The organism is Desulfolithobacter dissulfuricans (assembly GCF_025998535.1).
GTDB lineage: Bacteria > Desulfobacterota > Desulfobulbia > Desulfobulbales > Desulfobulbaceae > Desulfolithobacter > Desulfolithobacter dissulfuricans.
Genome location: NZ_AP024233.1, coordinates 1022746 through 1048026, shown reverse-complemented (window position 1 = coordinate 1048026; position 25281 = coordinate 1022746). Strand labels below are relative to the sequence as shown.

Annotated in this window: 28 protein-coding genes; 27 read left to right on the top strand and 1 reads right to left on the bottom strand. The window is 57.7% G+C overall.

The window, feature by feature from the left end; translation table 11 throughout:
• Position 1: 1 nt before the first annotated feature.
• Genes GF1_RS04555 through fliP form a run of 4 tightly spaced genes read left to right on the top strand, consistent with a single transcriptional unit; the run spans position 2 to position 2503 of the window.
• Positions 2–1021, top strand: coding sequence for a flagellar motor switch protein FliM (locus GF1_RS04555; protein ID WP_267928443.1), 1020 nt, complete (start codon positions 2–4; stop codon positions 1019–1021).
• Positions 1008–1397: a flagellar motor switch protein FliN gene (gene fliN / locus GF1_RS04550; protein WP_267928442.1), complete on the top strand. Its 390-nt coding sequence runs from the start codon at positions 1008–1010 to the stop codon at positions 1395–1397. The genes GF1_RS04555 and fliN overlap by 14 nt, the downstream gene beginning before the upstream one ends.
• 3 nt (positions 1398–1400) lie before the next feature.
• The gene (locus GF1_RS04545; RefSeq protein ID WP_267928441.1) at positions 1401–1763 is read left to right on the top strand and encodes a FliO/MopB family protein; all 363 of its coding nucleotides are present in this window, start codon (positions 1401–1403) and stop codon (positions 1761–1763) included.
• Positions 1760–2503 carry a flagellar type III secretion system pore protein FliP gene (gene fliP, locus GF1_RS04540; RefSeq protein WP_267928440.1) on the top strand — a complete coding sequence of 248 codons (744 nt, stop codon included), beginning with the start codon at positions 1760–1762 and terminating at the stop codon, positions 2501–2503. Before GF1_RS04545 ends, fliP begins: the two co-directional genes overlap by 4 nt.
• Before the next feature lie 14 nt (positions 2504–2517).
• On the opposite strand, the gene GF1_RS04535 is transcribed toward fliP, so the two are convergent.
• Positions 2518–4659 carry an AsmA family protein gene (locus GF1_RS04535; protein ID WP_267928439.1) on the bottom strand — a complete coding sequence of 714 codons (2142 nt, stop codon included), beginning with the start codon at positions 4657–4659 and terminating at the stop codon, positions 2518–2520.
• Between the two features lie 417 nt (positions 4660–5076).
• Between GF1_RS04535 and GF1_RS04530 the strand changes: the two genes are divergently transcribed.
• The 23 genes from GF1_RS04530 (at position 5077) to GF1_RS04420 (ending at position 25198) form a co-directional block, all read left to right on the top strand.
• On the top strand, positions 5077–5796 hold the full coding sequence (locus tag GF1_RS04530) for a glycosyltransferase family 2 protein (RefSeq protein WP_267928438.1): 720 nt from the start codon (positions 5077–5079) through the stop codon (positions 5794–5796).
• Positions 5796–6074 carry a lipid-A-disaccharide synthase N-terminal domain-containing protein gene (locus GF1_RS04525; protein WP_267928437.1) on the top strand — a complete coding sequence of 93 codons (279 nt, stop codon included), beginning with the start codon at positions 5796–5798 and terminating at the stop codon, positions 6072–6074. Before GF1_RS04530 ends, GF1_RS04525 begins: the two co-directional genes overlap by 1 nt.
• The gene (locus GF1_RS04520) at positions 6061–7644 is read left to right on the top strand and encodes an ArnT family glycosyltransferase (RefSeq protein WP_267928436.1); all 1584 of its coding nucleotides are present in this window, start codon (positions 6061–6063) and stop codon (positions 7642–7644) included. The genes GF1_RS04525 and GF1_RS04520 overlap by 14 nt, the downstream gene beginning before the upstream one ends.
• A gap of 4 nt (positions 7645–7648) precedes the next feature.
• Complete coding sequence (gene fliQ / locus GF1_RS04515; RefSeq protein ID WP_267928435.1) at positions 7649–7918, top strand: flagellar biosynthesis protein FliQ; 270 nt, start codon at positions 7649–7651, stop codon at positions 7916–7918.
• A 5-nt stretch (positions 7919–7923) separates the two neighbouring features.
• Positions 7924–8703 carry a flagellar biosynthetic protein FliR gene (fliR, locus tag GF1_RS04510; RefSeq protein ID WP_267928434.1) on the top strand — a complete coding sequence of 260 codons (780 nt, stop codon included), beginning with the start codon at positions 7924–7926 and terminating at the stop codon, positions 8701–8703.
• A gap of 203 nt (positions 8704–8906) precedes the next feature.
• A complete protein-coding gene (gene flhB, locus GF1_RS04505; RefSeq protein WP_267928433.1) occupies positions 8907–9980 on the top strand; it encodes a flagellar biosynthesis protein FlhB in 1074 nt (357 codons plus the stop codon).
• On the top strand, positions 9980–12079 hold the full coding sequence (flhA, locus tag GF1_RS04500; RefSeq protein WP_267928432.1) for a flagellar biosynthesis protein FlhA: 2100 nt from the start codon (positions 9980–9982) through the stop codon (positions 12077–12079). Before flhB ends, flhA begins: the two co-directional genes overlap by 1 nt.
• Positions 12069–13343 (top strand): flagellar biosynthesis GTPase FlhF, encoded by a 1275-nt coding sequence (gene flhF, locus GF1_RS04495; RefSeq protein WP_267928431.1) that lies wholly within the window; start codon positions 12069–12071, stop codon positions 13341–13343. Before flhA ends, flhF begins: the two co-directional genes overlap by 11 nt.
• Entirely contained in the window at positions 13336–14232 is an 897-nt protein-coding gene (locus GF1_RS04490; RefSeq protein WP_267928430.1) for a MinD/ParA family protein, read from the top strand. The genes flhF and GF1_RS04490 overlap by 8 nt, the downstream gene beginning before the upstream one ends.
• A gap of 45 nt (positions 14233–14277) precedes the next feature.
• On the top strand, positions 14278–15012 hold the full coding sequence (locus tag GF1_RS04485) for a FliA/WhiG family RNA polymerase sigma factor (RefSeq protein ID WP_267928429.1): 735 nt from the start codon (positions 14278–14280) through the stop codon (positions 15010–15012).
• Between the two features lie 19 nt (positions 15013–15031).
• Positions 15032–15457, top strand: a complete 426-nt coding sequence (locus GF1_RS04480) for a hypothetical protein (protein ID WP_267928428.1) — start codon at positions 15032–15034, stop codon at positions 15455–15457.
• Positions 15458–15547: 90 nt separating this feature from the next.
• A complete protein-coding gene (flgF, locus tag GF1_RS04475; protein ID WP_267928427.1) occupies positions 15548–16279 on the top strand; it encodes a flagellar basal-body rod protein FlgF in 732 nt (243 codons plus the stop codon).
• Between the two features lie 60 nt (positions 16280–16339).
• Entirely contained in the window at positions 16340–17125 is a 786-nt protein-coding gene (flgG, locus tag GF1_RS04470) for a flagellar basal-body rod protein FlgG (protein WP_267928426.1), read from the top strand.
• A 6-nt stretch (positions 17126–17131) separates the two neighbouring features.
• The gene (gene flgA / locus GF1_RS04465; RefSeq protein ID WP_267928425.1) at positions 17132–18085 is read left to right on the top strand and encodes a flagellar basal body P-ring formation chaperone FlgA; all 954 of its coding nucleotides are present in this window, start codon (positions 17132–17134) and stop codon (positions 18083–18085) included.
• Between the two features lie 2 nt (positions 18086–18087).
• Positions 18088–18771, top strand: a complete 684-nt coding sequence (locus GF1_RS04460; RefSeq protein ID WP_267928424.1) for a flagellar basal body L-ring protein FlgH — start codon at positions 18088–18090, stop codon at positions 18769–18771.
• A gap of 81 nt (positions 18772–18852) precedes the next feature.
• Positions 18853–19941, top strand: a complete 1089-nt coding sequence (locus GF1_RS04455) for a flagellar basal body P-ring protein FlgI (protein WP_267928423.1) — start codon at positions 18853–18855, stop codon at positions 19939–19941.
• Between the two features lie 11 nt (positions 19942–19952).
• Positions 19953–20273, top strand: coding sequence for a rod-binding protein (locus GF1_RS04450; protein ID WP_267928422.1), 321 nt, complete (start codon positions 19953–19955; stop codon positions 20271–20273).
• A gap of 259 nt (positions 20274–20532) precedes the next feature.
• Positions 20533–20823, top strand: coding sequence for a flagellar biosynthesis anti-sigma factor FlgM (gene flgM, locus GF1_RS04445; protein WP_267928421.1), 291 nt, complete (start codon positions 20533–20535; stop codon positions 20821–20823).
• Between the two features lie 4 nt (positions 20824–20827).
• Positions 20828–21181 carry a flagellar protein FlgN gene (locus GF1_RS04440; protein WP_267928420.1) on the top strand — a complete coding sequence of 118 codons (354 nt, stop codon included), beginning with the start codon at positions 20828–20830 and terminating at the stop codon, positions 21179–21181.
• 553 nt (positions 21182–21734) lie between these two features.
• Positions 21735–23147, top strand: a complete 1413-nt coding sequence (flgK, locus tag GF1_RS04435) for a flagellar hook-associated protein FlgK (RefSeq protein ID WP_267928419.1) — start codon at positions 21735–21737, stop codon at positions 23145–23147.
• 3 nt (positions 23148–23150) lie between these two features.
• Entirely contained in the window at positions 23151–24107 is a 957-nt protein-coding gene (gene flgL / locus GF1_RS04430; protein ID WP_267928418.1) for a flagellar hook-associated protein FlgL, read from the top strand.
• A 405-nt stretch (positions 24108–24512) separates the two neighbouring features.
• The gene (gene csrA / locus GF1_RS04425) at positions 24513–24755 is read left to right on the top strand and encodes a carbon storage regulator CsrA (RefSeq protein ID WP_267928417.1); all 243 of its coding nucleotides are present in this window, start codon (positions 24513–24515) and stop codon (positions 24753–24755) included.
• The gene (locus GF1_RS04420) at positions 24752–25198 is read left to right on the top strand and encodes a flagellar assembly protein FliW (RefSeq protein ID WP_267928416.1); all 447 of its coding nucleotides are present in this window, start codon (positions 24752–24754) and stop codon (positions 25196–25198) included. Before csrA ends, GF1_RS04420 begins: the two co-directional genes overlap by 4 nt.
• The last annotated feature ends 83 nt before the right edge of the window (positions 25199–25281 follow it).

Genomic DNA, 25281 nt, shown 5'->3' with positions numbered 1-25281 from the left:
CGTGGAACCGATTCTAAGCAAAGAGGAAATCGCCGATCTGCTGGCCGCGGTCAGGGAGGGGCGGATCTCACCGGACTCCATCGACGGAGAGGGCCGCTATACCCCGGTGCCCAAACCGGCCAGGGAACTGGATCTGCTCCAGATCTATGTCCGGGACGAGAAGGATGAGCTGCGGATCCCCAACCTGGACATCCTCCTGGATGTCTTTGCCAAGAACTTCAGCATCGCCCTGACCAACCAGCTGCAGCGGACCTTCACGATCAACCGACTGGAAATCACCAGTTCCACCTTCCAGGACAGTCTGCTGGAACTGAAGGATCAGGGCGCCATCGGTATCTACTCAATTGATCCGCTCAAGTACGGGTGCCTGTTCCACTTCGACACCATGCTCTCCTTTACCCTGCTTGAAATCATGCTCGGTTCCTCCAGCAGCGTGGACTCCATTGCTCTCAACCGTAACCTGACAACCATCGAGATCAATGTCCTTAAAAGCATCATGGCCAGTATCGGCTCGGACCTGCAGCGGGCCTTCAGGCAGGTAGTGGTCATCGAGCCGCAGATAATCAAGGTGGAGAACAACTTCCGGCTGGTCAACATCGTGGACTCGGAAACCGAGGTCCTGGTCACCCGTTTCCAGCTCAAGGTAGGGAAGCAGAAGGGCGAAATGCGGCTTATCATCCCTTACCTGACCCTGGAACCCATCCGCGAGAAGATAAAGGAGATCGTCACGGTCACCCATTCGGTCTCCACCTGGGCCAATGTCTTTGAAGATGAGGTCAAGGAGATGAGCTCGACGGTCATCGCCCGCTCCGGACGGCTGAACATGACCATCCGCCAGATCCTTCAGCTTCAGGAGGGGGATATCATTGATCTTGGCTATGATCCGGACATACCTCTGACCATCCTGGTGGAAGACAAGGCAAAATTTTTCGCCATCCCCGGAGAGCGGAACGGTAAAAAGGCCTTTCATATCACAGGGCTCTACAGTAACCGATTAGGAGAATTCCATGGAAACAACTGATCATATGGAACCAGACGACACAGGCAAGACCTTGAATCCCGAAGAAACGGCAGAACTCCTTGAAGAGACTGCTGCAGAGGCCGCCGGCCAGGTCCCTGGCGAGCAGGCGGATCTGCCCCGAGATCTTGAATTTCTCTTCGATGTTCCGCTCCAGGTTTCCGTGGAGGTGGGACGGGCCAGAATCCTGATCAAGGATCTTCTGCAGATGGGTGAGGGCTACGTGGTGGAACTGGACAAACTGGCCGGCGAGCCCCTGGACCTCTATGTCAATTCCCGTCTCATCGCCAGGGGCGAGGCGGTCAAGGTGGGCGACAAGTTCGGCATAAAACTGACCGAAGTGGTCAGCCAGTCGGACCGGATCGAGAAACTCGGATAGGCCATGCGCTGCCTCCTCCTGTCCCTGACAACCCTGCTGGTGACCCCCTCGACACTGCTGGCCGCCCAGGCCAGATCCATGGGTTCGGCCGCCCTGCAGATGACCTGGGCCCTGCTCGTAGTTATCGGTCTTATCCTGGTCATCTACGCCATTGCCCGGAAAAGGATGGGCTTTGGCACGACCAGCCAGGGAACCATCAGGGTCAAGGAGATCAAACACCTGCAACCTAAGACCAGCCTGGCCCTGGTGGAAGTGCGGGGACGGGAACTGCTGCTCGGCATCGGCGGTGGCCGGATCGAGCTTCTTGCCGACCTGGGACGACAGAACCAGACGGATTTCGACAAAATTATGGACAGCCAGCCGTGAAACGACGACTTCTGCCCTTTCTCATCATCCTGGCACTCGGGATCCCGGCATCGGCCCTGGCGCTCAGCCTGCCCACCATTTCTCTGGGGCTCAAGGAAGCCACCGGACCGCAGGAGGTCTCCACCGCCCTCCAGGTTCTCTTTGTTCTCACGGTACTCTCCATTGCTCCAGCCATCCTCCTGATGACCACGGCCTTTACCCGCATTGTCATCGTCCTTGGCTTTGTCCGCCAGGCCATGGGTACCCAGAACATGCCGCCCAACCAGATCATCATCGGCCTGGCCCTGTTCCTGACCTTATTTATCATGTCGCCGGTGATCAGCCGCATCAACGACCAGGCTCTGCAACCCTATCTCCAGGAAAAAATCCCCCAGGAACAGGCCCTGAACCTGACCGTGGAGGCCATGCGGGACTTCATGTTCTCCCAGGTTCAGGAAGAGGAACTGCAGCTGCTTATCGACATCACGAAGAAGGAACAACCGGCGGACAGAAACGAGCTCTCCACCATGATCCTGATCCCGGCCTTCATGCTGTCCGAACTCAAGCTGGCCTTCCAGATGGGATTCATGATCTATGTACCGTTTCTGGTCATCGACATGATCGTTGCCTCGGTCCTGATGTCCATGGGCATGATGATGCTGCCGCCGATCATTATCTCCCTGCCCTTCAAACTGCTGCTCTTTGTCCTCGTGGACGGCTGGGCCCTGGTGGTGGGCTCGCTCATGCAGAGCTTCGGTTAAGCGGGCCGGCCGGCCTACTGCCCCAGGAGCCCCTTCAGCAGCTGGCCACCCATCCGGTCCTGTATCTTCTCGGTTGCCTTGTCCAGGAGCTCCTGTTTCTTTTTCTCCAGTTGCTGCTCAGCACCGGCCTTCAGGGCTGCCTCCATATCCACCCCGTACGATGGTTTGTCCAGCGGCCCCTTTATCCGCACCGGTACAGCAAGACCTCTGAGTTCGTCCCCACTCTTGCCGCCCTGGCCGGCCAGGGAGCCAACCACCTTGGCCGTGACCTGGTAGTCGAGCATTTTCCGCACCAGATCTATCTTCCCCTTGCCAGTGACCCGGAGGACCGGTGAGGCCATGTAGAGATCCCTGTTCTCAACCACGCCCTGACGGATAACCGCGCTGCCCCGCAGTTCGGTGAAGTCGGTCTTCTGGGCCTGGTCAGCCGCCACCTCCTGGCCGGCAAGCGCGGCCTGGGCCCGACGGATGGCCTGGGCCAGGTTGAACCCTTTGTAGGACCCGTCTTTGAGGACAAACGACATGGTTCCGTTCATATGCCTGGTCATCATGGACTCGGCCAGACCCTCTGTGGCCACATCGACATGGACGTCACCGGTACCGATCAGCTGCTCCTTGCCGGAAAGATCCTTAAGAAGCGACCCGATGCTGATTCCGACAAGATTCTTGCTGACCTGAAATTTCGGGGTATCCTGCCGCAGATCTACCAGGAAGTCTCCAGAAAAATGTCCATCATAGAGTTCAGCCTGTACAGGCTGCAGCCTGATCATGCCGTCCCTGGCCGACATATCCACGACAATCTTTTGCAGCCGCAGGTTGCGCACCTTGAGACCTCCCACCCGGAGTTCCGCTTCCATGTCAAGGCGGCGAAGGGCGTCAAAAGAAGGGGGCTCTCCCTTCTCCTGGTCCTGACTCGTGGCGGCAATCGTCGGCTCCCTGTCTGAAGCAGATCCGGGCGGAGATATTTTTTCCTTTTCCGATCCAGGCGGAAGATAGCGGTCCAGGTCGATATCATCCATCGTAATCCTGGCCCGGACCACAGGGCCGGCAAACGAGAGCACCCGTATATCTCCTGCCACGGCAGTGTCATCGAGTTGCAGGGAAACCGGCTTCAGTGCCAGAGTATCACCCTCCTGGATGACGGCCACGGTTCCTGAAAGCCTGGTCAGGGCCTCGCGATCCCTGGTCTTCAGGGCCAGGCCAAGCTGCTGCATAAGCTCTCTTGGATTGACCTGTTTCAGATCCAGCTTCCCGCTCACCCGGGGTTGCCCATCCAGCCCGGTCACCTTCAGGCTGGTGGAGATCTCCGTGCCCGGACCGGAGAGGAACAGTTCGGAGACTCTCAATTCCTCCTGTGCCCGGTCCAACCCCAGGTCACCGGTCAGTTCAAAATGCAGCCCCTGGTCCGGCAATCCGGCTCCAAAAACCTTCAGATCCACCCCCAGGTCCAGGAGATCAAGACGTTGCCAGTCCCGGGACATTGAAAAGCTGGAGGTCAACCCCACCTTGAGATTCAGGTCCGGCTCGGTGCTGGCCAGCCCGAACCAGAGCTGAACCGGTACAGGACTATCCGGGACCAGCTTGCCGATATCGAGGGCAAGATCACGTATCTCAATGGTGGAATCTTTCTGCTGATCCTCAAAGCGAAGGGTGACATCCTCCATGGCCAGGCCGTTGAGTTCCAGGACCAGGCCACCACCTGCCGGCTCGCCGCTTTTTTCAGGAGTTTTCTTTTTCTGAACCTTCTTTCCCTGCTCCTTCTCATCCGAAACGAAAATTTCCCAGTTTCCCCGGCCAGCGCTGTTTCGGACCAGATTGAGGCGTACTCCCCGTAGAAAAACGGTATCGGCCACCACCTGTTTGAGAAAAAGAGGCTTGAGCGCCACCTTCACATCAAGTTCTTCCACTGTGGCCAGGGGCTCGTCGCCAAAGCCCGGCGCGTTCCCCACCGTGACCCGGCCGATCTCCAGGCCTATCCAGGGAAAGACCGACCACTGGAGAGGTCCTTCGATCTGGAAACTGTGCCCGGTTTTCTGCTCGATCCGACTGGCAAGCTGTTTTTTCAAGGCTTCGTTGTCCATCACCAGGGGTAGAACGATAATGGCAAGAACCATCAGGACAATGGCGCCGACGAGACCGTATAGTAGCCACTTCACAACTGACATAGCACTCCTCCTGTCACGGATTTCAGATTTCCGACCCCTACCCAGCCCATGGTACCACATTTTTTCGGATAGCCATTCTTTTTTATCAATCATTCTTAACCTGGCCAACGACAACGATCCCTGGCAAAGTCCGGCCAGGAGGCCTGGAGAGAACATGGCTCCTGCTTTGTCCTGGCGTTTCATCCCTCAGACCGTTCCGGACATCGCTGTCTGTTTTGGCCTGGTTCTGGCTCAACTCTTTCTGGAACAAATATTTTCTGGTACTATGCTTCTCCCGGGATGGGACCAACAGCTTTTTTCCGGGCACAGATCGCACCAGCATCCGTGGTCATTTCTGTGCCCGGAAAAGATCACGGATTTCTTATCCTCTCGTTTTTTTTTCGAATCCCGACAGGACAACGACTGAACATGACATTTATATCTGTGGTACTACCCGTCCATAACGAGGCGGAAAATATTGAAGGACTCATCAGGGAGATCCAGGCGGCCCGCCTGGAGTATCCTTATGAAATAATAACCGTTGACGACGCCAGCAGTGACAACACCCTAGCCATTCTCCAGCGTCTCAAGCAGGACACACCCGAACTCAGAATCCTGCAGCACAAGGAGAATTATGGCCAGAGTGCCGCCCTGGCCACCGGTGTCTACCGTGCCCGGGGCGATATCATCGTCACCATGGACGGGGACGGACAGAACAACCCTGCCGATATCCCCCGACTTCTGGACCGGCTCCTGGAGCAGAGCCCCCCAGGACTCCAGATGGTGGCAGGATTTCGCAGAAAGAGAAACGATTCCTGGTGGCGTATCGTCTCGTCCAGACTGGCCAATGCGGTGCGGGGGTATCTGCTCAAGGACGGGACCCCGGATACGGGCTGTGGCCTGAAGGTGTTTTACAAGGCCACCTTTGAGCGTCTTCCTTTTTTCGATCACATGCACCGTTTTCTCCCGGCCCTGGTGCAGATGCGGGGTGGGCAGGTGGTCTCGGTGGAAGTCTCCCACCGGGAAAGGAAACACGGCACCTCGCACTACGGCACCATGAACAGGCTGTTTGCCGGTATCATCGACATAATGGGCGTCTCCTGGCTCCAGAGGAGATCCAAAGTTATGGAACTCAGGATAGAAGATTAATGACAGCAAATGAAACCGTCTGGATCGGTATCGGGCTCACCGGCCAGTTTTTCTTCACCATGCGATTCATCATCCAGTGGATCGCCACCGAAAAAAGTAAAAAGAGCGTGGTTCCGGAACTGTTCTGGTACTTCAGCATAGCCGGTTCCCTGGTTCTGCTCTCCTACGCGATCCATCGTCGGGATCCGGTGTTCATACTCGGGCAGTCCATGGGCTCGTTCATCTACCTGAGAAACCTCTATTTCATCTACAAGGAAAAACACCGTGAAACCATGTAGGGAACTATGGCTTCCTTGCCTTATCCTCCTCCTGCCAGGGCTGCTGTTCATCCTCTGCATGCCGCCCATGCCCATCGATGAGACACGATACCTGGCGGTGGCCTGGGAGATGCACCTGAACAACTCCTACATCGTTCCCCACCTGAACGGTCTTCCCTATTCCCACAAGCCACCACTGCTGTTCTGGCTCATTAACCTGGACTGGTGGCTTTTCGGGGTAAACGAACGGACTCTTCGGGCTATCCCGCTGCTCTTTAGTCTGCTCAATATCCTCCTGATCTACCGCATCGGCCTGCAACTGTGGCGGGACAGCCGTACAGCCAGGTACGCGGCCATCATCACCGCGTCCTGCCTGCTCTACCTGATCTGGTCCTCGCTGATCATGTTCGATATCGTCCTGACCTTCTGGGTCCTGCTGGGGATCTACGGCCTGCTGAAGGCCGGACAGGCGAAGAACATGAAACCATGGCTCCTTGTCGGTCTGGGACTGGGCGGCGGCCTGTTGACCAAGGGACCGGTTATCCTGGTCCATGTGCTGCCCGTCGCCCTGCTGGGCTTTCTATGGCTGCCGCGATCCGTGCAGATCAAAAGATGGTACGGTGGGCTCCTGCTGGCCCTTGGCATCGGCCTGGGGTTGGTTTCCCTCTGGCTCATTCCTGCGGTCATGACGGGTGGAGAGGGCTACCGTCAGGACATCCTCTGGGGCCAGACAGTGAACCGGGTGGTCTCCTCCTTTGCCCATCGACACCCCTGGTGGTGGTACCTGCCCCTGGTCCCGGTCCTGCTCCTGCCCTGGATTCTTCTCAGGCCGGTGTGGAGCGGCTTTGCCATGGTCAGAAAAGATCCAGGCCGGTGTTTTCCCACTGTCTGGGCCCTGTCCTCCCTGGCTGTTCTCTCGCTGATCAGCGGCAAGCAGATCTATTACCTGGTACCGCTCATTCCCGCCTTCAGCCTGCTACTGGCCCGCAACATCACCACCTTCCCTGCCGACACCAGTTCGAGCCGCTGGTACTATCCGCCGGCGACCCTGTACATCCTGCTTGGCATTCTGGTATATTTATTGCGTTACCTTCCATTGGAGGGCAGCTCCGCTGATATCCTCCTCTTCCGGACCGGCCTCCTGGCCCTGGGCCTGATCACCACGGGTCTTGTCTTTCTTGTTCTCAGGAACAGGGAAATCGAACCCCTGGTCACCTGGACCGGGCTTTCATCGGCTGCGCTCATCTGCCTGCTCCTGGTAAGCGGGGACCGTTTTTTTCAGCGCTATGATATCCGGGACGTTGCCAGGATCCTCAAGGCCAGGGAAGAGCAGGGGTACACCCTGATAAACAAGGGCAAGTACTACGGCCAGTTTCAGTTCACCGGTCGCCTGACCAGACCGGTACTCGTTGCCCACCGGATAAATGACCTCCGTAACTATGTTGAAAACCATGAGAAATCCCTTCTCATCACCTATGAACCCGTGGACAGAGCCATCAACCAGGACGAGATCTTTTTCCAGCAGCTCTACAGGGGTAAAAAGCTTGTCCTGTGGAACGAACAAGGCATGAAAAAATATCTGAGCCGGTGATCCCATGAGCCCTGAAACTGTTGTATCCATAGGCAGAAAAGCCGTTGAGACCGTCCTGCTTGCCTCCGGCCCCATGCTGATCGCAGCCCTGCTGGTGGGGCTCCTCATCAGTGTTTTTCAGGCGGCGACCCAGATCAACGAGCAGACCATGACCTTTATTCCGAAAATCGTCGCCGTGTTCATCACCCTGCTCATCTTCGGCCCCTGGATCATGAACCTGGTCATTACCTTCACCACCGGCCTGATAAGCGGTATTGCCACTGTTGGCCAGTAGACGGGATGGATATTCAGCTCGTTCCCCTCCAGCAGTTCGAAAATTTCCTGATCTGCGCCTCCCGTGTCGGGGCCCTGATCGGGGCCATCCCGGTCTTCAGCAGCCGGCAGATCCCGCCCCAGGTCAAGCTGGGACTCATCTTCGGCACCGCCCTGCTGCTCTTTCCCCTCATGGCCCCCTACACCCCGGATATCGCCTATCGGCCCATGGAACTGGGCCTGCTCATGGCCAACGAGATCCTCATCGGTCTCATGATCGGACTTACGGCCAACCTCATCTTCACGGCTGTGAACTTCGGCGGCACCATCATCGGCTACCAGATGGGTTTTGCCGCCGCCAATATTTTCGATCCTCAGACCACCCAGCAGCTTTCCCTGATGAGCCAGTTCCAGAACGTCCTGGCCATCCTCATCTTCCTGGCCCTCAATGTCCACCACATGTTTTTCCGGGTCATTGTAGAATCATACCAGCTACTGCCGCCGGGATATCTCGATTTTTCCGGTGGGGCGGTGGAACTGCTCATGGACCTGGGATCCAAAATGTTTCTCCTCGGGGTAAAGTTCTCGGCCCCGATTCTCGTCATCCTCCTGCTGTCCAACATGGTGCTGGGCATCCTGGCCCGGGTCTTTCCCCAGCTCAACGTCTTCATGCTCTCCTTTCCGATCAACATCGGCATCGCCTTCATTGTCATAGGTTTGACACTGAACTCGGTCATTCTGATCCTGCGTCGGGAATTTGACACGATGGGTGAAAACTTTCTCCGTATCTTTGAACTCCTCAGATAATCCAGCAGAGGCAACGTTCCCGCGCTCCGGTCGCGGACGGCCCGGTGGACCGGTTTTCCCCCTGTTCCTCCCATTCTCTTCACCGTAGCAGCAGAACCTGGCCACCATCTCCCTTCCGGTGCGAGGTTTGCATAAATTGTAGATGATGTCGATGCCGGCGGAAAGGTTCCGCTGTTTTCTCCAGTTTTTTTGTCCAGTGACCCATGGCGGAAGATACCCCTTCAGGTGAACGTACAGAATCCCCATCCGCGAAACGACGGCAGGATTTTCGCGAGAAAGGACAGGTGGCCCAAAGTCGCGAAGTGGCCACGGCGGCGCTCTTCACAGCCATGCTGCTCTTCTGGTGGATCTATGCCCCTGTATTCTGGGATCACCTTTCCCGGCTGATTGCCGCCATCTGGGGCAATGCCGGCGAATTCACCATCACCCCGTCCTCCATGTACCGGTTCACCGGCTTTCTCTTCAAGCAGCTGGCCCTGCTCATGGCACCCCTGTTCCTGGTGGCCATGATCATCGGTTTTTTCGCCACCTTTCTCCAGATCGGCTGGCTGTTCACCACCAAGCCTCTAGTGCCCGATTTCAGCAAACTCGACCCCATCAAGGGCATGGGCCGCTTTTTCTCCAAGCGATCCATGGTGGAGATCATCAAATCAACCCTCAAGGTCCTGCTGATCGGCTACGTTGCCTTCAAGACCATCGAGGGCGAATTTGGCAAGGCCCTTGTCCTGGGAGATACAGCCATGTTTGAATCGGTGCGCTATCTTGGCATGGTGGCCTGGAAGGTCCTGCTCAAGACCAGCGGCATCATGATTGTGCTGGCCATCCTCGACTACGGCTTTGTCCGCTGGGAGATGGAAGAAAAGATGAAGATGACCAAGCAGGAACAGAAAGAGGAGATGAAGGATACCGAGGGTGATCCGCACATCAAGTCAAAAATCCGTTCCATCCAGCAGCAGATGGCCCGCAGCCGGATGATGGCATCAGTCCCGGATGCCGACGTGGTTATCACTAATCCGACCCGGATAGCCGTGGCCGTCCAGTACCGCATGGGTGAGATGGAAGCGCCGGTAGTACTGGCAAAAGGGCAGGAACTGGTGGCCGGAAAAATCCGCGAACTGGCCCGGGAACACGATATTCCCATCGTAGAAAATCCGCCAGTGGCAAGATTATTGCATTCCAAGGTGGAGATAGGCCAGGCCATACCCGAGGAACTTTTCCGGGCAGTGGCCGAGATACTGGCCCATGTATACTCCCTGAAAGGACATAAAACCAAGTAATGGAATCGGTCGGACAACAGACATTTTTCAGCCAGGAGCGGTTTGGCGAGCTGATGGGACGCAGTGACATCTGGGCCTCCCTGGCCCTGATCGGCATCCTGATGCTGATGATCATTCCGCTGCCGCCCCTGGTACTGGACCTGTGCCTGTCGCTGAACATCACCCTGGCCATCCTGATTCTGATCATCAGTCTCTACACGAAAAAAGCGGTGGAGTTTTCCATCTTTCCCTCCATCCTGCTGGCCACCACCCTGTTCCGTCTCTCCCTCAACGTCGCCTCCACCCGATTGATCCTTCTCCACGGGAATGAAGGGTTGGGAGCGGCCGGATCGGTGATCAAGGCCTTTGGCCAGTTCGTGGTCGGTGGATCGTACGTGGTCGGTCTGGTTATCTTTGTCATCCTGGTGATCATCAACTTCATCGTCATCACCAAGGGTGCCGGCCGGATTGCCGAGGTCGCGGCACGATTCACGCTCGATGCCATGCCCGGCAAACAGATGGCCATCGACGCCGACCTGAACGCCGGGCTCATCGACGAGACCGAGGCCCGCCGCCGCCGCGAGGAGATCTCCAACGAGGCCAACTTCCACGGGGCCATGGACGGTGCCTCCAAGTTTGTCCGGGGCGATGCCATTGCCGGCATCATTATCACCATCATCAATATCGGGGCCGGCTTTATCATCGGCGTGATGCAGAAGGGCATGCCTATGGCCGAAGCGGCCCAGAACTACACCATCCTCACCATCGGTGATGGCCTGGTGGGTCAGGTTCCGGCCCTGATCATCTCCACCGCCGCCGGTATGCTGGTCACCCGGGCCGCGGGCCAGGATGATTTCGGTACCGAGCTCAAGGAACAGTTCACCCGCTACTCCAAAGCGCTGTGGGTGGTCTCCTGTATTCTGCTCCTCTTTGCCCTGATCCCGGGCCTGCCCTTTTTCCCCTTCCTGATCATCGCCTCCACCATGGCCTTTCTGGCCTGGCGGATCGACCAGGCGGAAAAGAAGAAACTGGAAGAGGCCATGGTCGAACGTCCCGAACCGGTGGTTGCCAAGGAAGAAAACTACGAGGCCATGCTCACCGTGGATCTCATCGAACTGGAAGTGGGCTACGGGCTGATCCCCTTTGTCGATGCCTCCCAGGACGGTGAGCTGCTCCAGCGAATCCAGGCCATCCGCAAACAGTTTGCCATGACCTCGGGCTTCATCGTCCCACCGGTCCATATCAAGGATAACCTGCAGCTCAGCCCCAACCAGTACGTGATCAGCCTCAAGGGCGTCCAGATCGCCACCGCCGAGATGATGCCCGGCTATTATATGGCCATGGATCCGGGCACGGTGACAGAGACCATAAAGGGTATCCCGACCCAGGAGCCGGCTTTTGGCCTGCCGGCCATCTGGATCACCGAGGACAAGCGGGAGCAGGCCCAGATCGCCGGATATACGGTGGTGGACTGCACCACGGTCATGGCCACCCATATAAGCGAGATCATCAAGCAGCATGCCCATGAGCTGCTCGGCCGCCAGGAGACCCAGGACCTGATCGACAACCTGGCCAAGACCTATCCCAAGCTGGTCGAGGACCTGATCCCGGGTGTGCTCAGCCTGGGCACCATCATGCGGGTCCTGCAGAACCTGCTCCGTGAAGGTGTTTCCATCCGTGACCTGCGCACCATCCTGGAGACCATGGCCGATTACGCACCCATGACCCAGGACACCGACGTTCTGACCGAGTATGTTCGCCATGCTCTTGCCCGTTCCATCTCCTCGCAGTATGTCCAGCCCGACGGCACCCTGCCGGTGATCACCATGGACCGCGGCGTGGAAGAAACCATCCAGAAATCCATCCAGCACCGGGAACATGGCAGCTTCCTGGCCCTGGATCCGCAGATCGCCCAGAAGATCCTCGATTCCCTGGGCAACATGCTCAACAATTTTCCGCCCGGACAGCAGCCTGTCCTGTTGGTCATTCCACAGATCCGGCCCCATGTCCGGCGCCTCACCGAACGCTATTATCCAAACCTGGCAGTGCTCTCCCACAACGAGATAGCCAGCAACATGAAAATCCAATCCCTCGGTACGGTGACCATCGATGCAGGTTAAAGTTTTTGAAGCCCAGGACATGGCAAGCGGCCTGAAAAAGGTCAAGGAGGCCCTGGGGCCGGACGCCCTCATCCTCTCGACCCGGACCGTGCGCCGCGGCAAGATGGGCATGCTTGGCAAACCTATCCTCGAGATAACCGCGGCCATTGACAAACCCTGGCCTGCAAGCGAGACCGGGCTGCCGGATCCGGAACGCCAGTCCCTGCTTGGCCAGGCAGTGGTCGGGCCCGAGGACAACGAACTCACCTATGAAGCCCTGTGGAAAAAGACCGAATCCACATCGTCCGCGCCCGGAAACGAGGCAGCCTCGACTGCGGACAGGCCGGACCCGGCCATACGAGAGGAACTAAGTGAACTGCGCAACCTGATACACGGCCTGAGCGAACGGCTGGCCGGGATAAACAACCAAAATGTTGCCAGGCCCTACGTGGAACCGGAATACCTCCAGCCTCCCGGCGACCAGTCCGTGGCGGACCACCCTATCATGAACCGACTGGCCCGGCTCGGGATCAACAGCGAAGCCGCCAGCACCATTGCCCAGTTCACCCGCCAGAATTTTGGCGACAAGCTGCCCGATACCGCTACTCTGGACGACTTTCTGACCACCACCATCACCGGACTGTTCCGTACCAGCCAGCCCCTCTCCACCAAGGATCCCGGGCAGAAGCGTATCGCTCTCATAGGGCCCACCGGAGTGGGCAAGACCACCACCATTGCCAAGATCGCGGCCAACTACCTGAGCCGTCACTCGGCGAGCATCGCCCTCATCACCATCGATACCTACCGTATCGCGGCCGTGGAACAGCTCAAGGTATACGGCGAAATAATGAAACTGCCGGTGGAGGTGGTCATTCGGCCCGAAGACATGGACAGAGCCCTTGAGAGGCACAGGGACAAGGAACTCATCCTAATCGACACCGCCGGCCGCAGTCCCCGCAACAACCTGGATATCGAGGAGATGACCGGGTTTCTCCGACCGCACCTGGAGATCGAGAACCACCTGGTTCTTTCTGCGACCACCCGGGAGGAGGAGCTCGACGAGATCATCCTCCGCTTTGGCTGCCTGGCCATCGATAACCTGATCTTCACCAAGATAGACGAGTGCGCCCTGCTGGGCGTGCTCCTCAACATGCACATCAAGAAAGGCACTCCGATTTCCTTTCTTACCAACGGACAGCGTGTACCAGAAGACATCATCACCCCGGATCCACAGACCATTGCCGGGCTGATCATGGATACCAACAGGACTCTGCATCATGGCTGACAACGCAGTAGAATACAATGACCAGGCCCGGACGCTTCGGGCCCGCAACTTTGACGATCCCGGCATCTCCGACCAGGCCGGCCACACAACCCGGGTCTTTTCCGTGACCAGCGGCAAGGGCGGGGTCGGCAAGACAGCGGTGGTGGCCAACACGGCCGTGCTGCTGGCCCGCATGGGCAAGCGGGTCCTTATCCTGGACGCGGACCTGGGCCTGGCCAACATCGACGTGGTCTTCGGTCTGGCCCCGCGCTACAACCTCAACCATTTCTTTTCCGGCAACATCGACCTGGAATCGATCCTGGTCCGTGGACCCGAGGGCATTATGATTCTCCCGGCCGGTTCCGGAGTCCAGCGCTTTACCAGACTGGACACCCGGCAGAAGATGCGGTTGCTGGAAGCCCTGGACGCCATGCACAGCCAGTTCGATATCGTTCTCATCGACACCGAGGCCGGGATCTCGGAAAATGTCACCTATTTCAACACTGCGGCCCAGGAGATCCTGGTGGTCACCACCCCGGAACCCACCGCCATCACCGACGCCTACGCGCTGATGAAGCTGCTCTCCACCCAGTACCATGAAAAGCACTTCAACCTGATCGTCAACTGTATCCGCAGCGAGGACGAGGCCCTGGACGTGTTCCGCAAGCTGACCATGGTCGCCAACCGCTACCTGGATATATCCATCGACTACCTGGGCTCGATACCCCAGGACCGGCAGATGATCGACGCCATCCGCAAGCAGAAGGTGATTGTCGAGCTCCACCCGGCCGGCAAGACCAGCGCGGCCTTTGAAAAGCTGGCCCGGACCATGATAGAGGAGCCGCAGCACCTGGAGCCCAAGGGCTCCATCCAGTTCTTCTGGAAGAGGCTGCTCGATTTCGGCAAGTAAACACCCACATAACCAATTTGATTTACAAAAGAAACTTTGACACAGATGATCCCTCAAGTCCCGCCACTGGATGACCGTTCACAGCTGATCCGCGAGCATATGCCCCTGGTGGAGTTGCTGGTGGAACGCATGGTGCCGCAGGTTCCCTCGTTTATGTCCCGCGATGACATGACCAGTGCGGCCATGGTGGGACTCATCGACGCGGCCAACCGGTTTGACGAAGCCAAGGGAGTAAAGTTCAGAACCTTTGCCGAGTACCGGATCCGCGGGGCCATTCTCGACGAGATGCGCAAGCTGGACTGGTTCTCCCGCTCACTGCGCGAAAAACAGAACCGACTCACTCAGACCATGCTCCGCCTGGAGCGGCAGCTGGGACGCTCGCCGGAAGAGGACGAGATGGCCGAAGCCATGGACATGACCCTGGACGAATACCATGACCTGCTCGGCCAGGTCAGTCATCTCGGCTGCGTCAGCCTGCACCAGACCCTGGATCACACCGAAGAGGGACGCAACTTTCTCGACAACCTGGAGGACCACGGCGGCCCCACCCCGCTGGAACTCATCGAAAACCAGGAACTGACCCAGCTGATCGCTGACCTGCTCGAAGAACTGACCGAAAAGGAGCGGTTGGTGATCGCCCTCTACTATTACGAGGAACTGACCCAGAAAGAGATCGCCGAGGTCATCCAGGTCTCCGAGGGACGGGTATCCCAGCTCCACAGCCAGGCCCTGCTGAAATTGCGGGTCAAGCTGCTCAATGCCGAGCTCTATGATGAATAACTGATGTCAGCAGGATGCCATGACCAGATTCATCGCAACTGATCCCGGCCTGTGGACCATGGGCTGGGCCCTGGTTCTTTTTCTGCTCCTGGCCGGGGTGATTTTCTCTCTTCGGCAGACCACGCGCAGACAGCAGAAAAAGATCACCAGCCTGGAAGCCACACTCAAAGAGGCCCGGGAGAAAATCCGCCAGCTCGAGACCAGCCGGCGGGAGCAGGAAGAGTTCCTTGACACCCTGGCCAGCGCCGAGATCACCACCAGGCTGCAGAAGCCGCGCCTTGAGCTGTACCAGAGCGGCAGCGTGGAGCCCCCGGAAAAATACCGCTACGTGGTCAGCATGGTGGAAAACGGCATGACCATGGAGGAGATAGCCTCCATTCTGGCCATTGCCCCGGCCGAGGCCCGGCAACTGGTCACCCTGGCCCGTATGGCCGCACGCAGCTAAAGATTATCACTGATTCTGACGAAAGAGTTACAGGACGGTCGCCCGGTTCAGGCCACCGAACAAAACAACCAGAAAGAGAACCGAAAACATATGGTTTCAGGAAAATACAGTGCCCTTTCCGGGGCGGTTGCCCGGGAACAGGCCATGGCCACCATCAGCAACAACCTGGCCAACATCTCCACCTCCGGGTTCAAGAAAGACCGGGTCTCATTCGAGGCCATCCTCCGGGGACGCCAGCAGGTCGGGGACGCCAGGGGCGTCAACTTCAGCAGGATTCGTCGGATCGGCACGGATTTCAGTCCCGGTGCCATGCGCCAGACCGGCAACTCCCTGGACCTGGCCATTGACGGAGAGGGATTTTTCATGGTCCGCGACCGGAATACCACCTACCTCACCCGCCAGGGGCATTTCATTGTCGACCAGCAAGGTTTCATCAAGACCCCGGCCGGTCACAACCTGCTCGATGGTGGTGGCGGACCGGTGCAGATAAGTGATTATTCAGGCAAGAGCGTCATCATCGACAACGAAGGCAATATCTCGGTGGATGGGGTGGTTGAAAGCCGGGCCCAGGTCTACATGGTGGACGATCCCGACCAGCTGAAAAAGGCGGGGCATTCCCTGTTCACTTTCGATGGGACCACCCCGGTTCCGGCCACCGAAAGCCGGGTTGTCCAGGGACATCTTGAGCTCTCCAATGTCAACATGATGGAGGAGATGGTCCTGATGATGAACACCCTGCGCAAGTACGAGGCCTACCACAAGGCCATGAAAAGCTACTCGACCATCGGCGAAAAGCAGAGCGAGCTGGGCACCGTGGCCTGATAGAAATACAGAAAAGAGAAAAGGGAACACCCGACTGCTCGAACCATTCAGGAGACAGACATGATACGATCGCTGTGGACAGCAACCACGGGCATGGGCGCCCAGAACCTCAATATGGACGTTATTGCCAACAACCTGGCCAACGTCGGCACCACGGGTTTCAAAAAAAGCCGGGCCGACTTCCAGGACCTGCTCTACCAGGCTATCAAGGTGCCGGGCAGCCCGACCTCCGAGGACACCAAATCGCCCACCGGGATCCAGGTCGGTCTCGGGGTGCGTACCGCTGCGGTTCAGAAAATCTTCAGCCAGGGCGAACTTATCCAGACCGGCAATGATCTGGATGTGGCCATCGAGGGGGAGGGCTTTTTCCAGGTCGTCCTGCCCAACGGCAACACCGGCTACACCAGGGCCGGGGCGCTCAAGCGCGACGGTGACGGCCGGCTGACCACCTCGGATGGCTATCCCCTGGATCCGGAAATCGTCATCCCGGATAATGCCCGGCAGATCACCATCAGCGAAACCGGTATCGTCAGTGCCCTGCTGGGCGACGACACCACCGCCACCCAGCTTGGCAACATCGACCTGGCCACCTTCACCAACAACTCCGGCCTGCTGGCCATCGGCCAGAATCTCTTTCGCGAGACCGATGCCTCCGGTACCGCCACCGTCGGCACCCCGGGTTCCGACGGGGTCGGTATCCTGCTGCAGACCTACCTTGAGAGCTCCAATGTCAACATGGTGGAGGAGATGGCCAACATGATCACGGTTCAGCGGGCCTTTGAGATCAACTCCAAATCCGTGACCACCTCGGACGAAATGATGCGGACCACGGTCAACATGGTGTAAATGGTCATGTTTCGGGTTAAGCTGATATTGCTGGCGCTGCTGTTTCTGCTGCCGGCCACACCGTGGGCGACCACCCTGGAGGTGACCTTCCGGGCAAACGCCCAAGTGAGCGCGGAGCAGATCACACTGGGGGACATCGCCAGCCTGAGCCCGGAAAATGACCTGGCCCGTACTCTGGCCGCTCTCACGGTCGGCCGCGCCCCCCTGCCCGGACAGAGCAAAGAGCTGCGGGCCACGGATGTAATCCGCCGTTTGGTACACGACGAACGCTTCCAGGACGTTTACTGGCAGGGCTCAGACAAGATCACCGTAGCGCGGGACGGTATCGTCATCGACAGGCAGCGGATAGAACAGATCCTTGTCAGCTATCTGCAGCAGAACCTGGACAAGCTGCCCAGGGCCCAGATCAGGCTGTCTTCCCTGCGCGTACCCGAGACCTTTACCCTGCCCCGGGGAGAGCTGCAATACGAGGTGGTTCCGTCGCGACCAGAGATCCTCGGCAGCTCGAGTTTTTCCATCATCTTCAGGATCGATGGAACCACGGTGCGCAACTGTACTGTACGCTGCAGGATAGAGGCCCTGGCCGAGGTCGCGACCGCCGCCACCACCCTGCGCCGGGGACAGATCATCACCCCGGACCGAATCCGCATGACCAGGCAGAATATCGCCGCCCTGCAGGATCCTTTTTTCAGCCCCCGGAGCGTGATCGGCATGCAGGTCAAACGAACCCTGCATGCGGGCAAGGCCATCGAGCGGCGGTACGTGGAACCACCCCCGGTCATCCGTAAGGGCGACCTGGTCAAGATCCTGGCCAGTCGCGGCGGCCTCCAGCTCACGGCCACCGGCATGTCCAGGATGGATGGCCGTCCCGGTGATGTGATCCGGGTACAGAACATGAATTCAGGTAAACTTATCTACTGCCGGGTGGATGCCCCGGGCCTTGTTTCCGTGGAGTTTTAATCATGAGACCTTTAAAAATTCTCATTTTCTCTGCCCTGCTGCTCAGTGGCTGTGCAGGCCGGGAACCTCAGATTGTCCGCATCCCGGAACCCCTGGAACCGGTCATGACCGAGGCGCCCAGACCCCAGTCGCCGGGCTCGCTGTGGGCCGGTGAACGGGAGGGCCTGTACGCGGATATGAAAGCGCGCCGGGTTGGCGACATCGTCACCATCACCATCAAGGAAGAGGCCAGTGCCAGCAAGGAGGCCTCCACCGAAAGCGGCCGCGACACCACGATGACAGCCGGGATCCCCGCACTCTTTGGCCTGGAGAAATCCATCATGGCCAAAAACCAGAAAGTGGATATGACCTCCCTGCTCGATGCCAGCTTCAGCAACCAGTTCAAGGGTTCCGGCAAGACCATGCGCAAGGAGGACCTGGTCGCCACCCTGACCACCCAGGTGATCAAGGTCTATCCCAACGGCACCATGAAAATCCGGGGCGGCAAATCCATCATTGTCAACAACGAGGAACAGATCATCTACCTGACCGGCATTGTCCGGCCCGAGGATATCACCGCCGACAACACCATCGACTCCAGCCATATTCTCAATGCCCAGATCGCCTATACCGGTAAAGGGGCGTTGTCCGACAAACAGAAACCGGGCTGGCTGATGCGGATCGTGGACAACGTCTGGCCCTTTTAAGCGGGCCTTTTTCCGGGCAGACGCGAGACAGACATGGCAATGAAACAGAAACAGACAACATTCCGATTGCATGTGGCAGTCATGGCGATCATCTTTTCGCTGCTTGCCGGCTCCTGGAGTCAGGCGGCACGGATCAAGGATATCGCCGACATCCAGGGGGTACGCGAAAACCAGCTGATCGGCTACGGTCTGGTCATCGGTCTCAACGGTACCGGCGATGACATCAAGAAATCCGTGTTCACCAAGCAGGCCATGATCAACATGGTCAAACGACTGGGCATGGCCCTGACCCCGGCCACCTTTGACCAGATGAAGACCAAGAACGTGGCCTCGGTCATGGTCACCGCTTCCCTGCCCCCGTTTGCCCGCCCGGGCACAGCCATCGACGTCACCGTTTCCTCCATGGGCGATGCCACCAGCCTGGCCGGCGGCTCGCTGTTAATGACCACTCTCAAAGGACCGGATGGCAAGGTCTATGCCGTGGCCCAGGGGCCGCTCAACGTGGGCGCCATCTCGTACGGCGGCAAGACCGCCAAGGTCCAGAAGAACCATCCCACCGTGGGCCGTATCCCCGGCGGCGCGGTCATCGAACGGCCGATCGACTACCAACTTCCTGCCACTGGTAACCTGCTTTACCAGCTGCGCCAACCGGACTTTACTACTGCCGCCCGGATGACCGAGGCGATTAATTCCCGTTTCGGTCAGGATACAGCCCATTCCATGGATTCCAGCTCGGTCAGGGTACAAATGCCTCCCACATACCAGGGTGACGTGGTGGCCTTTGTCGCCGACCTGGAAAAGATAGAGGTCCAGACAGATGCTCCGGCCCGGATCGTGGTCAACGAACGCACCGGCACCATCGTCATGGGCAAGGACGTGCGCATCTCCACGGTGGCCGTATCCCATGGCAACCTGAACCTGGTGATCACCGAGCCCATCGAAGTCACTCAACCCAACCCCCTGGGTACCGGGGAGACCGTGGCCGCACCCCGGACCACGATCAACATGAACGAAGACCAGGGCAACATGGTTGTTCTGGAAATGGGTGTCTCCATCGGTGACATCGCCAAGGCCCTCAATGCCATCGGCGCCACGCCCCGCGATCTGATCGCTATTTTCCAGGCCATCAAGGCCGCCGGCGCCCTCCAGGGCGAACTGGTTATCCTCTAAGGGCAAAGACCATGAACCTGCAGATCGACCCCCGTACAGTTATCAGCCCTACCACCAATCCATCCGCAAAGGGCACAAAGGATGATCCGGAGACCATGAAGAAGCTCTGCCAGGACTTCGAAGCGGTCTTTATCCAGTACATGCTGAAATCCATGCGAAAAACCGTGCCCGATGGCGGCCTGTTCGAGAAGGACAACGGTCACGATATCTACCAGGACATGCTCGATGCCCAACTGGCCTCTGACATGGCCCGGACCCAGAGTACAGGCATGGCAGACACCATGTACCGCCAGATGCAAAAACTTCTGGGCGACAATCCGGAGACACCCTGATCCGGAAAGGCTCCCCCTGGACGTCAACCGTTGCCCTATCCTGGACCGTGGCCGATCCAACAGAGCGAATTGCACAAAAAAAATCTCTTTTCGTATAAAGTTATTTTTTCTCCCTGCCGATAAAGATATAACAGAAAGTAGAAAAACAGCTTGAATACCCGGATCCATATGACTGGATCGTATGCAGGGAGGCTACCAGGCACCTGGGTAGACCAGGCACAGAAAACAGCCTGATTTTATTTACATATAGGTGAGTATCATGACAGTTAACTTCTTCGGTGTACAGGGATTTGGCCAGGTCGGCGGCGTCCGCAAAACTGACCAGACCGGTGGCCCGCAAAAGACAGAGAAAAGTGAAGCCGGGAAATCCACCTCCTTTGCTTCCGCACTGCAGGGTGCAACTGAAATGCAGGCAACAACCAGCACACAGGATACCGAACGGGCCGCCCGGGTACAGGCTCTCAAAGAGCAGGTTGCCAACGGCTCCTACCAGCCGGACCTTGACCGGGTAGCATCGAGCCTGCTCAAGTTCCTGGTAGAAGAGGGTTGAGTCCATGACCAGGGAAACCGTTCGTCAGCAACTCATAAGGCTGCGGGACCTCATCCGTGAGGAACGCGAATATGCCAAGCAGATGGACCTGGAGGCCATGGCCAGGATCAGGGAAGAAAAAGAGGCCCTCATCCAGATATTGGACAGTGTCAAAGAACTGCATCCCAGTGACTACGAGTATGCCCGCCAGATACGGCAGGAAAACCGTCGCAATGCCTATCTCTTCAAATCGACCCTGAACTGGATCCAGGAGACCATGGAATTTTTTGGCCGTAGAACCGCACCGACCACCTACGGCCAGACGGGCCACACCCTTGCCGCACCGGTGAACGGACGCCTGCTCTCCGGCAGGATCTGAAGCGACCCGGGCCCATCCTCCCTGCCGGCCTCGGCCACTCCTTGCCGACACGGGCCGAGAAACAAGTCGGCTCCCCTTATCTCCCTTGACCGGGCCATGGGACAGACACTGCTCCGTTCCCATGAGCCATCGCTGCCAACCGCAGCACCCAGGAGACTTCGACATTTGCAATCTCCGGCTCCTGCTGTGCTGTCTCGACCGCAGCAATCTCCTTCTCCGTCCGTCCCCTTTCATTTTTCCAATCCCGCTGCAGATCAAAGCGGCCCTAGCCCGCATATTTCACAATGATCGTTGCGAAAGGCCTGAAAACGCCGTGGATGTAAGGAACAGCTTCAAAAAGAGCCGCAGACATATTGAAATATTTCGAGGACTCTTTTTGAAGCTGTGACGTAGCAGGCGGGGTGTTTTCAGGCCTTGCAGTAGATCGCTTGTGAAATATGCGGGCTAAACATCTGCGCCCTTTCTGCCGATACGATAGACAGGCAGAACCTGGCCCGTGCCTGACGCACGGATACACAAAAAGCCTCGATTTCCTTAACACGGACAGAGAACCATGGGCGGACTCCTCACAGCATTGAATGCCGGCAAGACAAGCCTGTCGGCCAACCAGAAATCCATCGAGATTGTCGGCAACAACATTGCCAACGTCAACACGCCGGGCTATTCCCGGCAACGGGCCGAGCTGACGCAGATCCCGGCGGTCAACTGGGGGGATTTCTTCATCGGCCAGGGAGTGACGGTCACCGATGTGCAGCGAGACTACGACGTGTTCATCAACCGGCAATTGCAGGAAAAAAACATTGACTATGGCGAGGAACTGGGAAAATCCAATTCCCTGGCCGAGTTGGAGCGTATATTCAGCATTTCGGAAGACAACCTGGCCTCGGAAATAGACCGGTTCTTCGATGCCTGGCAGCAGCTCGCAGCCAACCCGAGCGGGCTGGTGGAACGGGACACGGTTATCCAGCGGGGCCAGCTGCTGGGAGATGCCTTCAAGAACACCTACGACGAACTGGAAAACGTCCGCCAGAACATCAACACATCGGTCCTCTCCAAGGTTGATACCATTAACGAACAACTGCAGCAGATCGCCGAGCTCAACGACCGTATCCGCCAGGTCGAAACCTCGGGCCAGACCGCCAATGCGGCCCGGGACCAGCGGGACCTGCTGATCCAGGACCTGTCCCAGACGCTTGGGGTCCAGACCTACACCGACAGCCAGGGCATGCTCGCCGTCCAGCTGCCCGGCGGTCTGCCGCTGGTCCAGGGAGGCCAGGCAATGCAGCTTGAGGCGGTGATGAACGGAAGCGATGTCAACCTGCAGGTCAACATTGCCGGCTCGACCCAGGACATTGGCCTTGATCAGCTTGGCGGAGAGATGAAAGGTCTTTTTTATATGCGCGACGAGTTCATCGCCGGCTTACGTGACGATCTTGACACGCTGGCCACCGAGATTGCCAATTCGGTCAACCAGGTCCACCAGTCAGGTACCGGCCTGGACGGATCTACAGGACTGAACTTTTTTCTTGATCCGGCAACCCTGTCCAGTATCGAGCACCCAAGCCGGAACCTGACCGTGGTCCTCACCGATGCCAACCAACTCGCCGCCGGCGGCCCGACAGATCCGCCAGGCACACCGGCAGCACCCGGCGACAACACCAATGCTCTGGCCATGGCCGCCCTCGAGCGCGAAGGACTTGCCGGTCTGAACGGTGACACCTATGATGCCTATTTCAGCAAGATGGTGTCCAGCGTCGGTATCGAGGCCAGCCGCAACGATCTGGCTCTGGGAGGCGCCGAAGATGCGCTCGTTCAGCTGCAGAACCTGCGGGACGGTTACTCAGGCGTGTCCCTGGATGAAGAAATGATCGACTTGGTGCAGTACCAGCGCGGTTTTGAATCATCGGCAAAATTCTTAAGTACTATCGATGAGATGATGGACTCCCTACTCCAGCTCAAGAGGTAAACCATGAAGGCAACCCAGGGAACCACCTACAGGATGCTTGGCTCGCGGCTGGATGATATAACAACCCGGCTCGAGGAGCTGCGTAACATCGGCGCCACCGGCAAACGGCTCATTAAACCGTCCGACGATCCGGCCGCCATCCGCCCGGTTCTGTCCATGCGCAAACAGATCAGTAACGTGGACCGCTACCTGGAAACCATGGGGATTTCGTCCGATACCATGCAGGCCACTGACGGATTTCTCGAGCACGTTGAAAGAATCATGCAGCGGGCCAAGGAGATCGCTATCAACGCCGGCAACGCGACCCTGAACGCCGAAGACCGGGCGGTCCTGGCCGACGAACTGGCCAATCTCCAGGCCGAACTTGCCGACACGGCCAACGGGATGATCAACGACCGCTACATCTTTGCCGGTTTTGAAGACAAGACCATTCCCTTTGTCAAGAACGACTCCTTTGACGCTGCCACCTACGACCCGGCCGATCCCACCACCTGGCCCTATACCTATCAGGGCGACGAAAACCATGTATACCTGGAAATATCGCCGGGCGAGAAGCTGCAGACCAACCTGACCGGGACCGAACTTTTCCTCGGCGATGCCGACATGGACGGTGTTGTCGATGATGGCAAAGTTGATCTCTTCGCGGTCCTGGCCCTGACCGAGGATGCCATCCGCACCGGTGACACGGCGGCCCTGGATACGCAACTTGTCCAGCTCGATGTGGCCGCCGACCAGAACAGAAGGCTCCGCAGCCAGATGGGCAACCGGGCAGCCCGGATAGAAGAAGCCATCTACCACCAGCAGCAGGTAAAGATCGATCTCAAGCAGATCCTCTCCCGCTACGAGGATGCCGATGCCATCGAGGCCTTCAACGCCATCATGGAGCAGGAAACCGCCTACGAGGCCGCACTCAGTATCACGTCCAAGGTTTCCAAGCTCTCTATCCTGGATTACATGTAAACTACCCAACAACAGGTAATTACAGGGTTATCGCATGGTATCCCCCGGCCGGCGAGGGTCTGATTCCGGTTTCCGGCTTCTGATTTTCTGGTACAATTACGGTTGTAATTATGATTAATCTATCCCATACTGCAAGGACATGAAAAAACGGACAATATCAAAGCAGACGGTAAACGGCCGCATCGCGCAACCGGCCACAGACACGCAGGCCCCGGCAGAACCTCTCCACCGGTATGTTACCACCTGGGAACAACGATTTCGTGGAGCAGGCAGACTTTCAGACTCCATCGTTCTGGTTTCGGGAATCATCAACGACCCTGCCGACCATACACAACCCCGCTGCTGCTCGTACCAGAAATACAAGACCAACACCTGGAACTGAGGTGACACAGGAGTAACCTAATTATGCTGGTTCTGACCAGAAAACCCGGTGAAGGTATCGTCATCGGCGACAATATCGTTGTTAAGATCATAGAAGCCAAGGGAGGCGGCATCCGGATCGGCATAGAAGCGCCCCGGGAAACCAAGATTTACCGGCAGGAAGTCTATGACCGTATCTGCCAGGAAAACATTGAAGCTGCCCGCTGGGATATTACGGACCTCAACATCCTCAGTGATTCTCTTGCAACCAGGACGGTAAAAAAATGACGCTCAAGAAAATAATGACCCGCTTTGGCGAGGTGGAATACGACCCGGAAAACACTATTTATTTCCCAGAAGGCCTGGTGGGACTCGAAGACCTCCACCACTTCATAGTCATGCCCAACAAGAAGGAAGGTCCCCTGTTCTGGATCCAGTGCGTGGACAATCCGGAGTTCGCCTTTGTGGTGACCGACCCGACCAATTTCTTCCTCGACTATGGGGTACCCGAACCTGGAGAAGAGATCCTGAAAAGGCTGAAAGCGGGCAAGGACGACAAGCTCTTTATCCTGGCCATCGTCACCGTGCATCCGAACCAGGAGATCACTCTGAACCTGGCAGCCCCTCTCTTCTTTGCCCCTGAAAGCAACCGGGCAGTGCAGGTGATACTGGAAAATTCACCCTATGATGTCCGGACTCCGCTGCCCAAGGTGGAGGCATCCAGGAAATAAAAAAAGAACGCGATGGAATGAAGTACCGGGCAGCGGGTCAGGCAAAAATTCGCGGAAGACAATTGACGGTGCGTGATGTAGTC